The sequence below is a fragment of the Lentisalinibacter orientalis genome (genome assembly GCF_040706535.1).
GTDB lineage: Bacteria > Pseudomonadota > Gammaproteobacteria > Steroidobacterales > Woeseiaceae > Lentisalinibacter > Lentisalinibacter orientalis.
In genome coordinates this window covers 669,685-686,362 of sequence record NZ_JAPDRJ010000001.1, presented here as the reverse complement: position 1 = coordinate 686,362, position 16,678 = coordinate 669,685, and the positions used below count along the sequence as shown (strand labels likewise).

Here is a 16,678-nt window from a genome sequence, read left to right as displayed (position 1 = left end):
GGCAACCGGCCTCCCGCTAACCCGGCACCACGACCCGCAGCCATGGACAGACTGATCGAATTCTCCGGCAATCACCCGATTCTGATGCTCGGTCTCATGGCCAGCTTCTTCCTGCTGGTGTTCACGGAGATCCGGCGCAAGCGCCAGGGCCTGACCGACCTCGGACCCCTGGATGCGGTGCGGCTGATCAACAACGACGCCGTCGTGGTGGACGTGCGCAACCCCGAGAGCTACGCCAAGGGCCACATCGTGAACGCGCGCAACATCCCGGCGGACCAGCTGGAGCGCGACCGGCTCGGCGACGCGGCGGAGCACTCGGTGCTGCTGGTGGACGACAACGGCCTCGCAGCCGGACGGGCCGCGGCGAAACTGCGCGGCGCCGGCCTGGAGAACGTTTTCAGCCTGCGGGGCGGTCTCGCGGCATGGCAGCAGGAGAGCCTGCCGCTGGTGACCGGCCGCAAGAAGAAAAAGGGTGGATGATGAACGCGACCAGCACATCCGATACGTCCGGTACACCGGCCCCGGTGCCCGTGCGCATGTACGCCACCGGCTGGTGCCCCTACTGCGTGGCGGCCAGGGACCTGCTGCGCGGCAAGGGCGTGCAGTTCGAGGAGATCGACCTGACCAGCGACCCTACGCGGCGCGCCGAGATGGAATCCCTCAGCGGACGCTCGAGCGTGCCGCAGATCTTCATCGGCGACGAGCACGTGGGCGGTTACGACGACATGGCGGCGCTGGATCGCAGCGGCCGCCTGGACCGGCTCCTGGGTATCACGGAGCACAACGAATGACGGAAAGGACGGGACACGGCTATGAGTGAACAGGGCAGCAACGAACAGGCGGGCGGACAGGTCACCCTGCAGAAGATCTACGTGAAGGACCTGTCGTTCGAATCGCCGAACGCGCCGCAGGTCTTCACCCAGGACCTGAAGCCGAAGACCCAGCTGAATCTGCGCTCCGGCCACCGGGAGCTCGAAGGCGGCACCTACGAGGTCGTCCTCACGGTGACCGTCGAGGCGAAAGCGGAGGAGAAGACGGTCTTCCTGATGGAGATCCAGCAGGCGGGCCTGTTCGGCCTGGCGGGCATCAGCGAGGAGCACCGGGGCATCCTCCTGGGCAGCTTCTGCCCGGGCGTGCTCTATCCCTACGTGCGCGAGGCGGTGGCCAGCGTGGTCCAGCGGGGCGGATTCCCCGAGTTCCTGCTACAGCCGATCGACTTCGACGGCCTGTATGCCCAGTCACGCCAGGAAGGCGCGACTCCGCCGACCGAACAGCAGAACTGAGGGCGGGGCGCCATGACCCGGGGGGGAGCAGCGTCATCGTCATCGCCGGCATCGCCGTCATCGGCGGGACCGGTCGCCGTCATCGGCGCCGGCTCCTGGGGCACGGCGCTGGCCATCCAGTATGCGCGCACCGGCCGCGAGACCCGCATGTGGGGACGCGAGACCGACGAGGTGGCGGAGATGCGCGAACTCCGCGAGAATCCGGGCTATCTGCCCGGCGCACGTTTCCCGGAGGCGCTGCATCCGGAACCCGATCTGGCGGCCGCGCTCGACGGCGTCACGGACGTGCTGATCGTGGTGCCGAGCCACGGCCTCCGGGAAACGCTGGTGAAGGTGCGCGATGCCGCCCGCCTGCCGCTGCGGGTGTCCTGGGCCACCAAGGGCTTCGAGCTCGAGACCGGCAAGCTGCCCCACGAGGTGGCACGGGAAGTACTCGGTGAAGATGTGTCCGTGGCAGTGCTGTCGGGCCCCACGTTCGCGAAGGAAGTGGGCGCCGGCCTGCCGACCGCGCTGACCATTGCCTCGCCGGACGCGGACTTCGCCCGCGAGATCGCCGAGAGCATCTCCACCGACAATTTCCGCGCCTATACCTCGGCCGACATGATCGGCGTCGAGGTGGGCGGCGCGGTCAAGAACGTGCTGGCCATCGGCGCCGGCCTGTCGGACGGGCTGGGCTTCGGCGCCAACACCCGCATCGCGCTCATCACCCGCGGACTCATCGAGATGACCCGGCTTGGCGTGGCGGTGGGCGCCGAACGGGACACCTTCATGGGACTCGCCGGCATGGGCGACCTGGTGCTGACCTGCACCGACAACCAGTCGCGCAACCGGCGCATGGGCCTTGCGCTGGCTGCCGGCAAGACGGTGGCGGAGGCGGAGGCCGAGATCAAGCAGGTGGTGGAAGGCGTGCTGGCCGCGCGGGCCGTGTGGGAGAAGGCCCAGGCACTCGGCGTGGAGATGCCGATCGCCGAGCAGATCTACCGCATCATCTACGAGCAGAAGTCGCCCCAGGAGGCGGTCACCGACCTGATGCGCCGCGCGCTGAAGCCGGAGAACGTGATCTAGCGACCAGGCTTCGGGGCACCGCTCAGGCGCCGCCGGCGAAATCCTGCTGGCGCCAGGCCTCGAACAGCGCGACGGCGGCCGCGTTCGACAGGTTCAGGCTGCGGTTGCCGGACACCGTCGCCATCGGCAGGCGCAGGCGGCAGGACTCGTCGAGAGAAGACAGCACCGCGTCCGGCAATCCCCGCGTCTCCGGCCCGAACATCAGCGCGTCGCCCGGCTCGTAGCGGACGGCGTCGTAGCGGCGCGTGCCGCGGGTGGAGAAGGCGAACAGCCGCGGCCGGCCCAGCGCCTCCCGGCATGCGGCGAGATCGTCGTGCACGCTCACGCTGGCGAACTCCCGGTAGTCCAGCCCCGCGCGCCGCAGCCGCCGCTCGTCCAGCTCGAAACCGAGCGGCCGCACGAGGTGCAGCGCCGTGCCCGTATTGGCGCAAAGGCGTATGATATTGCCCGTATTCGGCGGTATCTCGGGCTGATACAGGATCAGGCTGAACATCGTCCGTCATTGTCCCACGCATCGTCCCACGGACCGAACCTCGACGACATGGTTGCAGCCACCGACGCGAAGAACGCCGTGCAGGCGACGGAGAGCGCGCACCCCGCCGGCGTGCGCTTCTGCGGCCTGGAACTGGCATCACCCATCGTGCTGCTGTCCGGCTGCGTCGGCTTCGGCGAGGAGTACACCCGGGTGGAGGGTTTCTCCAACCGGGACGTCGGCGCCGTCGTGCTGAAGGGCACGACGCCGGAGCCCCGCCTCGGCAACCCGCCCCATCGCATCTGGGAGACGCCGATGGGCATGCTGAATGCCATCGGCCTGCAGAACCCCGGCGCGGACAAGGTGGTGGACGAGATCCTGCCCACGCTGGACTTCGAGGAGACCCGCTTCTTCGCCAACGTCTGCGGCTCCACCATCGAAGACTACGCCGAGGTGACCCGGCGCTTCGACGACTCGCCCATCGACGCCATCGAGATCAACATCTCCTGCCCCAACATCAAGGAGGGCGGCGTCGCCTTCGGCAATTACCCGGAGATGTCGGCGCGGGTGGTGGAGGCCTGCCGCAAGGTGACGGACAAGCCCATCATCACCAAGCTATCGCCGAACCAGACCGACATCGCGGAGAACGCCCGCGCCTGCATCGAGGCGGGCAGCGACGCGCTGGCCGTCATCAACACCATCATGGGCATGGCCATCGACACCGAGTCGCGCACGCCGGTGATCGGCAACGTGCAGGGCGGGCTGTCCGGTCCCGCCATACGGCCCATCGCCTTGCTGAAGGTGCACCAGGTGTACCAGGTGGCGAAGCGCCACGGCGTACCCATCATCGGTCAGGGCGGCATCCACACCGCGCAGGACGCGCTGGAGTTCCTGATCGCCGGCGCCACCACCGTCGGCATCGGCACGGCGCTGTTCTACGAGCCGCTGCTCTGCCGCAAGATCAACGACGGCATCGCCGATTATCTGTCCCGCCACGGCATCCCGTCGGTGGAGGCCCTGGTCGGCTCCCTGCAGATTCCCGAACGGGGCAACGCGCCGGTCTGCTGAGCGGCGTCAGTCGACGCCGGCGGCCTCGAGCAGCGCTTCTGCGCTGAGCCTTTCCCGATAGTCCGGGTTCACGTAGCGGAAACGAACGAAGCCGTCGACGTCCACCAGGAATACGCTGGGTACCGGTAGTTGCTGATGGTCGTAGCCGGACGCGGCTGCGAGGTCGATGCCGAGGCTGCGATAGCGCTCGGCGGTCTCGTCGTCCACGCGGAACGCGATGCCCCAGTCGCGCGCGATCGCCATCGAGGCATCGGACAGAAGCCGGTAGTCCAGGTCCGGCTCTTCCAGACTGGCACGCAGGCGGGACGGCCGGTCGGCGGACAGGAACAGGACCTCGTAGCCGGCGTCCTGCAGCTTCGGAACGGCGTCGCGCAGCTCGGCCAGGTGGCTGTTGCAGTAGGGGCACCAGCCGCCCCGGTAGAAGATCAGGATCGCGGGGCGGTCCAGCTCGTCCGGGCGGAAGTCGTAGACGCTGCCGTCCGGTGCCGGGGCCTCGAAGGCCGGGGCTCGCTCGCCGACATCGAGCGGGCGAACGTCGGCCGCGTCGTCGGGGACCTGCTGGGAGGCGGCCGCCACGGCCATCAGGGCGTACAGGACGAAAACGAGGGGAGTCTGTAGGCGCGTGCGGGGCTGCATGATCTTTATCCGTGCGATTGCTGATTCACGGACGGAGACCGGGCGGGCCGGGGTTTTATTTCCGGGGTTTTATTCCCGGAGTTTATTTCAGCCCGGCCGCGGGAACGGTTCCCCGGGTCAGTCCTCGATCTCCAGGGAGCGGATCTTGCGGGTCAGCGTGTTGCGTCCCCAGCCGAGCAGCCGGGCCGCCTCCTGGCGATGGCCGTTCGATTCCGCCAGTGCGGCGCGGATCAGCGTGCGCTCGAACTCGGGCAGGGCCTCGTCCAGCAACGGGGGCGCCCCCGGCGTGCGCAGCCGCTGCTCCGCCCAGCGCGCGAGGCTCACCGCCCAGTTCTGCCGGCCGGTAACCTCGGCCCGCCGCCCGCCCAGTTCGGGCGGGATGTCCGCAGGGCCGATGACGTTGCCGGGCGCGGTGACGGTCAGCCTGCGGCAGGCGTTCACCAGCTGGCGGACGTTGCCCGGCCAGTCGAAGGCGGTGAGTATCGCCAGCGCCTCGTCGCTCAGCGTCTTCGCCTCGATGCCGAGCTCCCGCGCGGCCGCGCCGAGGTAGTGGGCGAGCAGCAGCGGGATGTCCTCGCGGCGCTCGCGCAGCGGCGGGGTCTCGATGCGGATGACGTTCAGGCGATGGAACAGATCTTCGCGGAACGTGCCTTCCTTCACCGCGCGCCCGAGGTCGTGATTGGTGGCCGCGATCACGCGGACGTCCACGCGGATGGGCACCTGACCGCCCACCCGGTAGAACTCGCTCTCGGCGAGCACCCGCAGAAGGCGGGTCTGCAGGGCGGCCGACATGTCACCGATCTCGTCGAGGAACAGGGTGCCGCCGTCGGCCTGCTCGAAGCGGCCGGTGCGGCGGGAGTCGGCCCCGGTGAACGCGCCGCGCTCGTGGCCGAACAGCTCCGACTCCAGCAGCTCGGAGGCGATGGCCGAGGTGTTCAGCGCGACGAACGGCTTGCGCGAGCGGGGGCTGTGCTGATGCAGCGCCCGGGCCACCAGCTCCTTGCCCGTGCCGGACTCGCCGGTGATCAGCACCGTCATGCTGGAGCGCGCCAGCCGGCCGATGGAACGGAACACCTCCTGCATGGCGGGGGCCTGGCCGATCAGCGTGGGGATCACCGGCTGGCTCTCGCCCTCCTCCACCTCCCGGCTGGCGCGCTCGCGGCGGGCCCGGCGAACCAGCTCCACCGCCTCGTCCACGTCGAAGGGTTTCGGCAGGTATTCGAACGCGCCGCCCTGGTAGGCGGCGACGGCGCTGTCCAGATCCGAGTGCGCGGTGATGACGATGACGGGCAGGTCCGGATGATCCTTGTTAAGCCGCTGCATGAGCTCCAGCCCGTCGATGCCGGGCATGCGCACGTCGGTGATGACCACGTCGGGCACGGAGTCGCCGAGGGCGTCCAGAAAATCCTCGGCCCGGTCGAAGCAGCGGGGCTCCATGCCGGACTGGGCGAGCGCCTGGTCCAGCACCCAGCGCACCGAATGATCGTCGTCGACCACCCAGACTCTGACGTGGCTGTCGTTCATGGCCTGCGCCCGTCCGGCTCGGTCAGCGGCAGCCGGATGTGAAAGACGGTGGAACCGGGCCGGCTGGTGAACTCGATGAGCCCGCCGTGGCGGTTCACCAGTTCCTGCGCCAGCGGCAGGCCGAGGCCGGTGCCCTCGGGCCGGCTGGTAACCAGCGGATAGAACACGGAGTCCTGCAATTCCTCGGGGATCCCCGGCCCGTCGTCCTCCACGTCGATGCTGGCGATGACCCGGTGGCGGATGTCGCCGATGGTGAAGTTGGTGATCGCCCGGGTGCGCAGCGTCACGGTGCCGGCGGGGCCGGTCGCGGCCACGGCATTGCGTACGAGATTCAGCACGGCCTGCACCATCAGGTCCCGGTCGAGCATCATCGGCGGCAGACCCGGGTCGTAGTCCCTCTCGAGGCGCAAGCTGCCCTCGGTCTCCGCGGAGACCAGCTGGGCCACGTGTTCCAGCACCTCGTGGATGTTGGTCTCGCGCCGGGCGACCTGGCCGCCGGGCCCGAGCAGCGAATCCACCAGGCCCGCGAGACGGTCCGCCTCACGAATGATGACGCCGGTGTATTCCTTCAGCTCCGGGCTGGCGAGCTGGCGCTCGAGCAGCTGGGCGGCGCCGCGCAGGCCGCCGAGCGGGTTCTTTATCTCGTGGGCGAGCTGGCGGATGATCTTGCGGCCGGTGAAGTGCTGCGCCAGCAGCGCGTTCTCCCGGGTAATGCGCGAGCGCCGGGTGACGTCCGAGAACTCCACGATGAGTGTGACGTCGGGGCGGATGCCGCCGTGGGGCGTGACCCGGCAGTCGGTTATGCGCTGGTCGTCGTCGCCGTTGCGCGTGGCGAAGGTGATTTCGCGCGCAAAGGTCTGGCCGGCGTCGAGCGCCCGCTGCAGGACCTCAGCGAGCTTCCGGTTGTCGCCGCACAAGCTGACCAGCGGCGTGCCGCGGGCCCGTTCGTGACTGACGCCGAGGAGATTCTCGGCCGCAGGGTTCAGGTCGACGACGCGGAATTCGTCATCCAGGAGGATGACGCTGGTTGAGAGATACTCGATGATGACGCGGGCCCCCTCGGCATCAGACCCGCCGGTGCCGATCAGGGAGGATTGATCACCGAGGTCTGCTGTACGTAGAACGTGATCTCGTTGCTCTGGATGAGCACCTGGCCGCCGGAGTCCAGCACCCGTGCCCACAGAGTGTGGGTGCCCCGGTACACCTCCGGTATCGTGAAGCTGAGGCTCCGGGGTGCGCGGCTCTCCAACACCGAGCCGTCGAACCACACCTCGATCTCGTGACCCTCCCTGAGGCCCGGTGTCAGGCTCAACGACACATCCAGTGTGGCGCCTATATTCCAAAGTGTCTCCTCGTCAGACGGCTGCACGATCTGGAAGCTCCGGTAAGTGAAGCCCTGATCGGCATCCTCTTCGGCCGCCGCGGCCCTGTCCGCCGACGGAATCGGCGCCGGCCGGCGGAAGGTGGTGCCCCTGGACTCCGGCAGATCGACGACCTCGGCACCTTCGACCGGACGGTCGGTGTAGTGCACGACGCCGTCCTCGTCCACCCAGCGATAGACCTGGGCGAGGGCGGGCTGGACGAGCAGCAGTGCGACGAAGAATACGGTAAGGCGCATGCCGCTAGCATAACCTGCACCCCCGGAGCGGGCCAGCGTCCGGGCGACATAATCGCCCGGACGCCGGATCCGGTCAGAGGCTGTAGTACATCTCGAACTCGACCGGGTGGGTCGTCATCCGGAGCAGCTGTACGTTCTCCTCCTTCAGCGCGAGATAACCGTCGATGAGGTCGTCCGTGAACACGCCGCCGGCCTTCAGGAAGTCGCGGTCCTCGTCCAGCGCGCGCAGCGCCTGCTCCAGCGAGAAGCAGACCGTCTGCAGGTTCTTCTCCTCCTCGGGCGGCAGGTCGTAGAGATCCTTGTCCGCCGGGTCGCCGGGGTGGATCTTGTTCTGGATGCCGTCGAGGCCGGCCATCATCATCGCGGCGAACGCGAAGTAGGGGTTCGCCATCGAATCCGGGAAGCGCACCTCGATGCGGCGCGCCTTCGGGTTCGCGATGTAGGGCACGCGGATGGAGGCGGAGCGGTTCCGCGCCGAGTAGGCGAGGATGGTGGGCGCCTCGAAGCCGGGGATCAGCCGCTTGTAGCTGTTCGTGGCCGGGTTGGTGAAGGCGTTCAGCGCCTTCGCGTGCTTCATGATGCCGCCGATGTAGTACAGCGCCGTCTCCGACAGGCCGCCGTAGCCGTCGCCGGTGAAGAGATTCTTGCCGTCCTTCGCGAGCGACTGGTGCACGTGCATGCCGTTACCGTTGTCGTTCACCAGCGGCTTCGGCATGAAGGTGGCGGTCTTGCCGTAGCCGTGCGCCACGTTGTGCACGACATACTTCAGGATCTGCACCTCGTCCGCCTTGCGCGTGAGCGAGTTGAAGGCGACACCGATCTCGCACTGGCCGGCCGTGGCCACCTCGTGGTGATGCACCTCCGTCTTCAGGCCCATCTCCTCGAGCGCGAGGCACATGGCGCCGCGGATGTCGTGCAGGCTGTCCACCGGCGGCACCGGGAAATAGCCGCCCTTCACGCCGGGGCGGTGGCCCATGTTGCCTTCCGGTACGTCGCGGCCCGAGTTCCAGGCACCCTCGGACGAATCGATGTGGTAGTACGCCCCTTCCATGGCGGAGCCGAAGCGCACGTCGTCGAACACGAAGAACTCGTTCTCCGGGCCGAAGTAGGCCACGTCGGCGATGCCGGTGGACTTCAGGTATTCCTCGGCACGCCTGGCGAGCGAACGGGGATCCCGCTCGTAGCCCTGCATGGTGGAGGGCTCGACGACGTCGCAACGCAGATTCAGGGTCGTCTCCTCGCAGAAGACGTCCAGTACGGCCGTCGTCGGGTCGGGCATCAGGATCATGTCCGACTCGTTGATGCCCTTCCAGCCCGCGATGGACGAGCCGTCGAACATCTTGCCCTCCTCGAACACCTCGTCTTCCATGGTGTGGGCAGGCACGGTCACGTGCTGCTCCTTGCCCTTGGTGTCGGTGAACCGGTAGTCGACGAACTTGACGTCCTTTTCTTTTATAAGGCTGAGTACTTCAGCAGGGGTCATGGGGTTTCCTCCAGAATTCCGTTGGCTGTGGTTATGTGCTGTGGTTATGTTTTTCCCCGGCCCTATGCCCGGGAAGGCAACATGCGCTGATGCACCTGAACCTTGGCCGCATGCAGGATGCGTGCCAGTTTTTGGTGCATGCTAACTCCCTGAATAGAGGGGATAAAAAGAAATCGGCCGGAGAGCGATTGCACCTTCTATGTGCAATTCTACGCCCTTTTGCACCAAAATAGTTCAAAACTTGCAGGGCCGGGCGGCCGTGGGTGCCTGCGGGCCGGACGGATCGGCAGGGCGCCCCCGGTCCGGTATACTGCGGCGTCTTTTGTGACCGGCATGCCGATCATGCAACCGACTGCCGACAAAGCGCCGGCTGCGCCGCCGCAGACCTTCCAGGACCTCATCCTCCGCCTGCAGCAGTTCTGGGCGGCGGAAGGCTGCGTGGTGCAGCAGCCCTACGACATGGAGATGGGCGCCGGCACCTTCCATCCGGCCACCTTCCTGCGCTCCATCGGCCCGGAACCGTGGAGTGCCGCCTACGTGCAGCCGTCCCGACGGCCCACCGACGGCCGCTACGGGGACAACCCGTTCCGTCTGCAGCACTATTACCAGTATCAGGTGGTGATCAAGCCCTCGCCGGCGGACATCCAGGACAGGTACCTGCGCTCGCTGGCCGCGCTCGGCATCGACTCAGGCATCCACGACATCCGCTTCGTGGAGGACAACTGGGAGTCGCCCACTCTCGGGGCCTGGGGGCTCGGCTGGGAAGTGTGGCTGAACGGCATGGAGATCACCCAGTTCACCTACTTCCAGCAGGTGGGCGGCCTCGAGTGCCGGCCCGTTACCGGCGAGATCACCTACGGGCTGGAGCGCATCGCCATGTACCTGCAGCAGGTGGAGAGCATCTTCGACATTGTCTGGACCGACGGGCCGCTGGGGCGCATCACCTACCGGGACGTTTTCCACCAGAACGAGGTCGAGCAGTCCCGCTACAACTTCGAGGAGGCGAACGTGGAGTATCTGTTCGCCGCCTTCGAGCAGTGCGAGCGGGAGAACGCCCGGCTCATCGAGCTGAATCTGGCGCTGCCGGCCTACGAGCAGGTGCTGGCAGCTTCCCACGCCTTCAACCTGCTGGACGCCCGTCAGGCCATCTCCGTCACCGAGCGGCAGCGCTACATCCTGCGTGTGCGCACGATGGCCCGTGCGGTGGCCGAGGCCTATTACGAGAGCCGCCGCGCACTCGGTTTCCCCATGGTCGAGACCGCCACGCGCGGGCGCACGCAGGAGGAGACGCCGTGAGCGGGAAGGAAGGCAGCGAGCGCCGGGATCTTCTGGTCGAGATCGGCACCGAGGAGCTGCCGCCGACGGCTCTGCGCGGGCTGATGGAGGCCTTCGCCGGCGGCCTGGGCGAGGGCCTGCAGGGAGCCGGTCTGTCCCACGGCACCGTGCGCCCCTACGCGAGCCCGCGCCGGCTGGCGGCGCTGGTGGAAGCCGTGCCGCCCGGGCAGCCCGACGAGGAAGTGGAGATGCGGGGCCCGCCGGTGACGGTGGCATTCGACGACGACGGCAATCCCACCCGCGCGGCCCAGGCCTTCGCCGAAAAGTGCGGCGTGACGGTCGGGGAACTGGAGCGGGTCAGCACCCCGAAGGGGGAGTGGCTGGCGCACCGCTCCGTGCGCCGGGGCCGGACCACGGCGGAGCTGCTCCCCGAACTGGTGCAGGCGGCCCTGGACCGGCTGCCGGTGCCGCGGCGCATGCGCTGGGGCGACGGCGACGCCGAGTTCGTGCGGCCGGTGCACTGGGTGGTCATGCTGTACGGCGACGAGGTCGTGCCCGGTCGTCTGTACGGGCTGGACTCGGGCCGGCACAGCCGCGGCCATCGAGTCCATGCCGCCGGCCGGGAGATCGTGATCGCCGAGCCGGGCGCCTACGTCGAGACGCTCCGGGAAGCGGGCCGGGTAGTGGTGGATTTCAACGAACGACGCGACGCCATCAGCCGGGCCGTCGGCGAAGCCGCGGCAGCGGCTGGCGGCCACCCGGTGAGCGATGCCGCGCTCATGGACGAGGTGGCGGCACTGAACGAGTGGCCGGTGGCCGTGACGGGTTCCTTCGATCCCGCCTTTCTGGAGCTGCCGCGGGAGGTGCTGGTGTCCACGCTGCAGAAACACCAGCGTTACTTCCCCGTCGAGCGGGACGACGGCGCGCTGGTGGCGAGTTTCATCGCCGTGGCCAACCTGGAGAGCCGGGAGCCGGAGAAGGTGCGCGAAGGCAACGAGCGGGTGGTCAAGCCGCGGCTCGCCGATGCGGCGTTCTTCTGGGAAGCGGACCGGCGCATGCCGCTGGCCGCCCGGCGGGACGATATGCAGCACGTGGTCTACCAGCGGGAGCTCGGCACCCTGCTGGCCAAGAGCCAGCGGGTGGCCGCGCTGGCCGGGCACCTTGCCCGCGCCCTCGAGGTGGCGCCCGAGCACGCCGTGCGGGCGGCGGAGCTCGCCCGCGCCGACCTTCTCACCGACATGGTGGGCGAGTTCCCGGATCTGCAGGGCATCATGGGCGGGCACTACGCCCGCGCCGACGGCGAACCGGAAGCCGTCGCCGCAGCCATCGCCGAGCAATACCTGCCCCGCTATGCCGGCGACGCGCTGCCGGCAACGGACGCCGGCCGCGTCCTCGCGCTCGCGGACCGGCTCGATACGCTGGCCGGCATCTTCGCCATCGGCCGGCGGCCCACCGGCAACCGGGATCCGTTCGGGCTGCGGCGGGGCGCACTCGGCCTGCTGCGCATCGTGATCGAGGGCGGTCTGGAGCTGGACCTGAAGGCCGCCATCGCCGAGGCGCTGTCGTTGCAGCCCGTGGACGAGAACGAGGAGCAGCTCCGGCTGGTGGGCGAGATCTATGATTTCGTGATGGAGCGCCTGCGTGCCTGGTACGCCGAGCGCGAGCCGTCGATCAGCCCGGAGATGTTCCAGGCGGTGCTGGCGCGCGAGCCCCGATCGCCGCTGGACTTCGACGCGCGGCTACGGGCGGTGGCGGCCTTCGCGCGCCACGCGAGCGCGGAGAGCCTGTCGGCGGCGAACAAGCGCATCGCCAATATCCTGCGCCAGGCCAGGGGCGATGCCGGTGCGGCACCGGACGCGGCCTTGCTGAAAGAGGCGGAGGAGAAGACGCTGTTCGCCGCCCTCGGCGAGGCCCGGGCCGAGGTGGAGCCGCTGCTCGCCGGCCGGGAATACACCGAGGCGCTCGACCGCCTGGCGCTGCTCCGCGAACCCGTGGACGAGTTCTTCGATCACGTGCTGGTGATGGACGAGGACGTCGCGGTTCGCCGCAACCGGCTGGGCCTGCTGGGCGAGCTGCGCGGACTGTTCCTCGAGGTGGCGGACATCTCGCGGTTGTCCACCGGCTAGGGCCGGCGGAATGAGAGGGGTGAAGCTCGTGGTGCTGGATCGGGACGGCACGATCAACCGGGATTCGGCCGCCTACATCAAGAGCCCGGACGAGTGGATCCCGCTGCCCGGCAGTGCAAAGGCCATCGCCCGGCTGAACCGGGCGGGATTCACGGTGGCGGTCGCCAGCAACCAGTCGGGGCTGGCGCGCGGGCTGTTCGACGAGGCGGCCCTCGCGAGTATCCATGAGAAGATGCACGCGGTCGTGGGAGAAGCCGGCGGCGCGATAGACCGTATCGTCTGGTGCCCGCATCATCCGGACGACGGCTGTCACTGCCGCAAGCCACGGCCGGGGCTGCTGCACCGGCTGGCGGAGCACTACGGCATCGGCCTCGAGGGCGTGCCGGTGATCGGGGATTCCGCCCGGGACCTGGAGGCCGCTCGGGCCGTGGGCGCGCGTCCGGTGCTGGTGCGCACCGGTAACGGCCGGCGCACCGAAGCCGAAGGCGAGGCGGGCGGCGCCGAGGTGTACGATGACCTCGCCGCCGCCGCCGCCGCACTCACGGGGGAGCGCTAGCCGTCATGCAGATGCTGCGATCGATCGTCTTCACGGTGTGGCTGTTCGTCTCCGTGCCGTTCTACGTGTTCGCACTGCTGTTGCTGGCACCGTTGCCTCACCGCATGCGCTATCCCATCGCGGTCGCCTGGGTGCGTCAGGTGATGTGGGTGATGCGCCACCTGGTCGGCCTCGACTACCGGGTCGTAGGCCGCGAGAACATCCCGGACGAGGCCTCGGTGGTACTGCTGAAGCATTCCTCGACGCTGGAGACGCTGGCGGAACTGCTGCTGTTCCCGCCCCAGACCTGGGTGCTGAAGCGGGAACTGATGTTCGCGCCGTTCTTCGGCTGGGGCATCGCCCTGCTGAAGCCGATCGCGATCAACCGGGGCGCCGGCCGCAGCGCCGTGCGCCAGGTGATCAGCCAGGGTAGCGCCCGCTTGCGCGAGGGGATCTGGGTGATGATCTTCCCGGAGGGCACCCGCATGCCCGCGGGACAGACCCGGCGTTACGGCGTCAGCGGCGCGGCGCTCGCAGCGGCCTCGGGGCGGAAGATCGTGCCAGTCGCCCACGATGCCGGGCACTACTGGCCGCGGCGTGGGTGGCTGAAGAAACCCGGCACGGTGACCTTCGTGATAGGCGAGCCGGTCGACGCGGCAGGCCGGGACCCCCGGGAAGTGAACCGGGAGATCCAGGACTGGATCGAGAAGACCATCCGCAACATCGACGAGATCGCCGAGAGCGCGGCCGAAGCGGAGCGGGACGCCCGGACGCGTCCACGCGGCACGGGCGGGACGGGTTCGGGGGCGGGCGAAGGTGAAGACGCACGGGGCCGCGGGGTCGCGACGACCGGGCCGGCCGACGAGCACCGCCATCACGACGAAGCGGAAAACAGGAAAGGAACGGACGGTCCGGAAGACGCCGCGCCGTCTTCGGGAGCCTCGTCGAACACACGGTCGAACACACGGCCGAGCACGGGGGCGAAGGGTGCGGTCGTCGCGCCGGACTCGGCACGCTCACCAGGCTCGGCGGACAGGTCCGACTCGAATCGACAGGGCGGTTCCGGCCGCGACTGAGTCCGCTCAGACGTCCAGGTTGGACACGGCCAGCGCGTTGTCCTCGATGAACACCCGTCGCGGCTCCACCTGGTCGCCCATCAGCGTGGTGAAGATCTCGTCGGCCCGCACCGCGTCCTCGATCCGCACCTGCATGAGGCGTCGGGTCTCCGGGTTCACGGTGGTATCCCAGAGCTGGTCCGGATTCATCTCGCCCAGACCCTTGTAGCGCTGCACCGACTGACCGCGACGCGCCTCGGTCATGAACCACTGGACGACCTCGCCCAGCGAAGAGATCTCCTCCCGGCGATCGCCACGCTGCACGTAGGCGCCCTCGCCGATCAGTCCCTGCATCTGTTCGCCCAGGGAAGCCATGCGACGGTACTCCGCCGACTCGAAGAACTCCTTGGGGATGTAGCGGGTGGTGGTGAGCCCGTGCTGGGTGTGATGGATGGCGATGCGCGTGCCTTCGCCGCCGTTGTCACCACGCTCCAGCGTGGCCTCGTAGCTGCCGCCGTTGTTGTCCCGGCTGCTCTGCGTGGGGCCCTTCGGCAGGGAGTCGGACAGCGACCGCGTCCATTCTTCCAATCGGTCAATATCAGACAGGATCTCCTCGTCGACCCGGGGTACCTCCAGCATCGCCCGCAGCACCTTCTCATTGTAGCGCCTGGCGAGCCGGTCGATGATGGCCTGCACGGTCATGTAGTCCCGCGACAGCGTCTCGAGGGCGGAGCCGGACATGGCGGGCGCCGCGTCGTTGACGTGCAGCTCGGCACCCTCGAGGGCGGAAGTCAGCAGATACTCGGTGAGCTCCGCGTCGTCCTTGAGGTAGACCTCCTGCTTGCCCCGCTTGATCTTGTACAGCGGCGGCTGGGCGATGTAGATGTGCCCGCGCTCGATCAGCTCCGGCATCTGCCGGTAGAAGAACGTCAGCAGCAACGTCCGGATGTGCGAGCCGTCGACGTCGGCGTCCGTCATGATGATGATGCGATGGTAGCGCAGCTTGTCCGGGTCGAAATCGTCCCGGCCGATGCCGCAACCGAGCGCCGTGATGAGCGTGCCCACTTCGGCGGAAGACAGCATCTTGTCGAAACGGGCTTTCTCCACGTTCAGGATCTTGCCCTTCAGCGGCAGGATCGCCTGGGTACGGCGGTCCCGGCCCTGCTTGGCGGAGCCGCCGGCGGAGTCGCCCTCCACCAGAAACAACTCGGACAGGGCGGGGTCCTTCTCCTGACAGTCGGCCAGCTTGCCGGGCAGGCCGGCGACGTCCAACGCACCCTTGCGGCGAGTCATCTCCCGCGCCTTGCGCGCCGCTTCCCGTGCCCGGGCGGCATCGATGATCTTCGCGACGATGGCCTTCGCTTCCTGGGGATACTCCAGCAGGAAGTCCTCCAGGGCCTCGGCCATGGCGGATTCGACGATTCCCTTCACCTCGGAGGAGACCAGCTTGTCCTTGGTCTGGGAGGAGAATTTGGGATCCGGCACCTTCACCGAGAGCACGGCGGTCAGGCCTTCCCGGGAGTCGTCACCGGCCGGCGTGACCTTCTCCTTGCGGCCGCTCATCTCCCGCTCGATATAGCTGTTCAGCGTCCGCGTCAGCGCACTGCGGAAGCCGGCGAGGTGAGTTCCGCCATCCCGCTGTGGGATGTTGTTGGTGTAGCAGAACATGATCTCCTGATAGGCGTCGTTCCACTGCATCGCCGCTTCCACGATGACGCCTTCCCGCTCTGCCTCGATGTGGATCACGCTGTCGTGGATGGTGGTCTTGTTCCGGTTCAGGTGCTCGACGAAAGCACGGATGCCGCCCTGATACTCGAAGACGTCGTGCTGGTCGGTGCGCTCGTCGATCAGCTCGATGTGGACGCCCGAATTCAGGAACGAGAGCTCGCGCAGCCGCTTCGCCAGGATGTCGTAACTGAACTCGATGTTGTTGAAGATCGTGTCGCTCGGGCGGAAGCGGATGATACTGCCGCTCTTGTCCGTCTCGCCCACGACCTTCAGCGGACCCACGGGCTCGCCCATCCGGTATTCCTGGTAATGGACCTCGCCGGCCCGGTAGATGGTGAGGCTCAGTTGCTCGGACAGCGCATTGACCACCGACACGCCCACGCCGTGCAGGCCACCCGAAACCTTGTACGAGTTGTCGTCGAACTTGCCGCCGGCGTGGAGCACCGTCATGATGACTTCCGCCGCAGACCGCCCCTCCTCCGGGTGGATGTCGACGGGGATGCCGCGGCCGTCGTCGGACACCGTCACCGATTCGTCGGCGTGGATGGTGACAACGATGTTGCTGCAGTAACCGGCCAGGGCTTCGTCGATGCTGTTGTCGACGACCTCGAAGACCATGTGGTGCAGACCGGTGCCGTCATCGGTGTCTCCGATGTACATGCCCGGCCGTTTGCGCACGGCCTCCAGGCCCTTTAAGACCTTGATATTACTGGAATCGTAGGTATTCTGATCGGCCATTCGGCACCCTCCGGATCAAGCGCGCCATTATAGCATCCCTGAGGGGTGCACGGGTCGCTCGTGTGGCGACGC

General features: G+C 68.0%; 16 protein-coding genes. 9 read left to right on the top strand and 7 right to left on the bottom strand.

Features of this window, described 5'->3' with window-relative positions:
• Positions 1-42: 42 nt before the first annotated feature.
• From ACJMK0_RS03000 to ACJMK0_RS02985, 4 genes are read left to right on the top strand one after another with little or no spacing between them, the layout of a single operon-like run.
• Positions 43-480, top strand: a complete 438-nt coding sequence (locus ACJMK0_RS03000) for a rhodanese-like domain-containing protein (RefSeq protein WP_405235363.1) — start codon at positions 43-45, stop codon at positions 478-480.
• On the top strand, positions 477-791 hold the full coding sequence (gene grxC / locus ACJMK0_RS02995; RefSeq protein ID WP_405235362.1) for a glutaredoxin 3: 315 nt from the start codon (positions 477-479) through the stop codon (positions 789-791). The genes ACJMK0_RS03000 and grxC overlap by 4 nt, the downstream gene beginning before the upstream one ends.
• A 21-nt stretch (positions 792-812) precedes the next feature.
• Positions 813-1,283: a protein-export chaperone SecB gene (gene secB / locus ACJMK0_RS02990; RefSeq protein ID WP_405235360.1), complete on the top strand. Its 471-nt coding sequence runs from the start codon at positions 813-815 to the stop codon at positions 1,281-1,283.
• A 12-nt stretch (positions 1,284-1,295) separates the two neighbouring features.
• On the top strand, positions 1,296-2,348 hold the full coding sequence (locus ACJMK0_RS02985) for an NAD(P)H-dependent glycerol-3-phosphate dehydrogenase (RefSeq protein WP_405235358.1): 1,053 nt from the start codon (positions 1,296-1,298) through the stop codon (positions 2,346-2,348).
• A 22-nt stretch (positions 2,349-2,370) separates the two neighbouring features.
• On the opposite strand, the gene ACJMK0_RS02980 is transcribed toward ACJMK0_RS02985, so the two are convergent.
• Complete coding sequence (locus ACJMK0_RS02980) at positions 2,371-2,841, bottom strand: tRNA (cytidine(34)-2'-O)-methyltransferase (RefSeq protein WP_405235356.1); 471 nt, start codon at positions 2,839-2,841, stop codon at positions 2,371-2,373.
• 48 nt (positions 2,842-2,889) lie between these two features.
• On the opposite strand from ACJMK0_RS02980, the gene ACJMK0_RS02975 reads away from it, so the two are divergent.
• Positions 2,890-3,888 carry a dihydroorotate dehydrogenase gene (locus ACJMK0_RS02975; protein ID WP_405235354.1) on the top strand — a complete coding sequence of 333 codons (999 nt, stop codon included), beginning with the start codon at positions 2,890-2,892 and terminating at the stop codon, positions 3,886-3,888.
• Between the two features lie 6 nt (positions 3,889-3,894).
• Here the strand turns inward: ACJMK0_RS02975 and ACJMK0_RS02970 are convergent, their stop codons facing one another.
• The 5 genes from ACJMK0_RS02970 to glnA form a co-directional block, all read right to left on the bottom strand.
• Positions 3,895-4,524: a peroxiredoxin-like family protein gene (locus ACJMK0_RS02970; protein WP_405235352.1), complete on the bottom strand. Its 630-nt coding sequence runs from the start codon at positions 4,522-4,524 to the stop codon at positions 3,895-3,897.
• 117 nt (positions 4,525-4,641) lie between these two features.
• Entirely contained in the window at positions 4,642-6,048 is a 1,407-nt protein-coding gene (ntrC, locus tag ACJMK0_RS02965) for a nitrogen regulation protein NR(I) (protein ID WP_405235350.1), read from the bottom strand.
• A complete protein-coding gene (gene glnL / locus ACJMK0_RS02960) occupies positions 6,045-7,229 on the bottom strand; it encodes a nitrogen regulation protein NR(II) (RefSeq protein ID WP_405235348.1) in 1,185 nt (394 codons plus the stop codon). Before glnL ends, ntrC begins: the two co-directional genes overlap by 4 nt.
• Positions 7,133-7,666 carry a DUF4124 domain-containing protein gene (locus ACJMK0_RS02955; protein ID WP_405235346.1) on the bottom strand — a complete coding sequence of 178 codons (534 nt, stop codon included), beginning with the start codon at positions 7,664-7,666 and terminating at the stop codon, positions 7,133-7,135. The genes glnL and ACJMK0_RS02955 overlap by 97 nt, the downstream gene beginning before the upstream one ends.
• 73 nt (positions 7,667-7,739) lie before the next feature.
• Positions 7,740-9,149, bottom strand: a complete 1,410-nt coding sequence (gene glnA / locus ACJMK0_RS02950; protein ID WP_405235344.1) for a glutamate--ammonia ligase — start codon at positions 9,147-9,149, stop codon at positions 7,740-7,742.
• A 342-nt stretch (positions 9,150-9,491) separates the two neighbouring features.
• Here glnA and glyQ point away from each other — a divergent pair, with 342 nt between their 5' ends.
• The 4 genes from glyQ to ACJMK0_RS02930 are packed head-to-tail and all read left to right on the top strand — an operon-like array spanning position 9,492 to position 14,161.
• Entirely contained in the window at positions 9,492-10,445 is a 954-nt protein-coding gene (gene glyQ / locus ACJMK0_RS02945; protein WP_405235342.1) for a glycine--tRNA ligase subunit alpha, read from the top strand.
• Entirely contained in the window at positions 10,442-12,550 is a 2,109-nt protein-coding gene (gene glyS / locus ACJMK0_RS02940; protein ID WP_405235340.1) for a glycine--tRNA ligase subunit beta, read from the top strand. The genes glyQ and glyS overlap by 4 nt, the downstream gene beginning before the upstream one ends.
• 19 nt (positions 12,551-12,569) lie before the next feature.
• Positions 12,570-13,106: a D-glycero-beta-D-manno-heptose 1,7-bisphosphate 7-phosphatase gene (gmhB, locus tag ACJMK0_RS02935; protein ID WP_405237882.1), complete on the top strand. Its 537-nt coding sequence runs from the start codon at positions 12,570-12,572 to the stop codon at positions 13,104-13,106.
• A gap of 5 nt (positions 13,107-13,111) precedes the next feature.
• Positions 13,112-14,161 carry a lysophospholipid acyltransferase family protein gene (locus ACJMK0_RS02930; RefSeq protein ID WP_405235338.1) on the top strand — a complete coding sequence of 350 codons (1,050 nt, stop codon included), beginning with the start codon at positions 13,112-13,114 and terminating at the stop codon, positions 14,159-14,161.
• 6 nt (positions 14,162-14,167) lie between these two features.
• Here ACJMK0_RS02930 and gyrB read toward each other — a convergent pair whose 3' ends face one another.
• Positions 14,168-16,606, bottom strand: coding sequence for a DNA topoisomerase (ATP-hydrolyzing) subunit B (gyrB, locus tag ACJMK0_RS02925; RefSeq protein WP_405235336.1), 2,439 nt, complete (start codon positions 16,604-16,606; stop codon positions 14,168-14,170).
• Positions 16,607-16,678 lie beyond the last annotated feature (72 nt).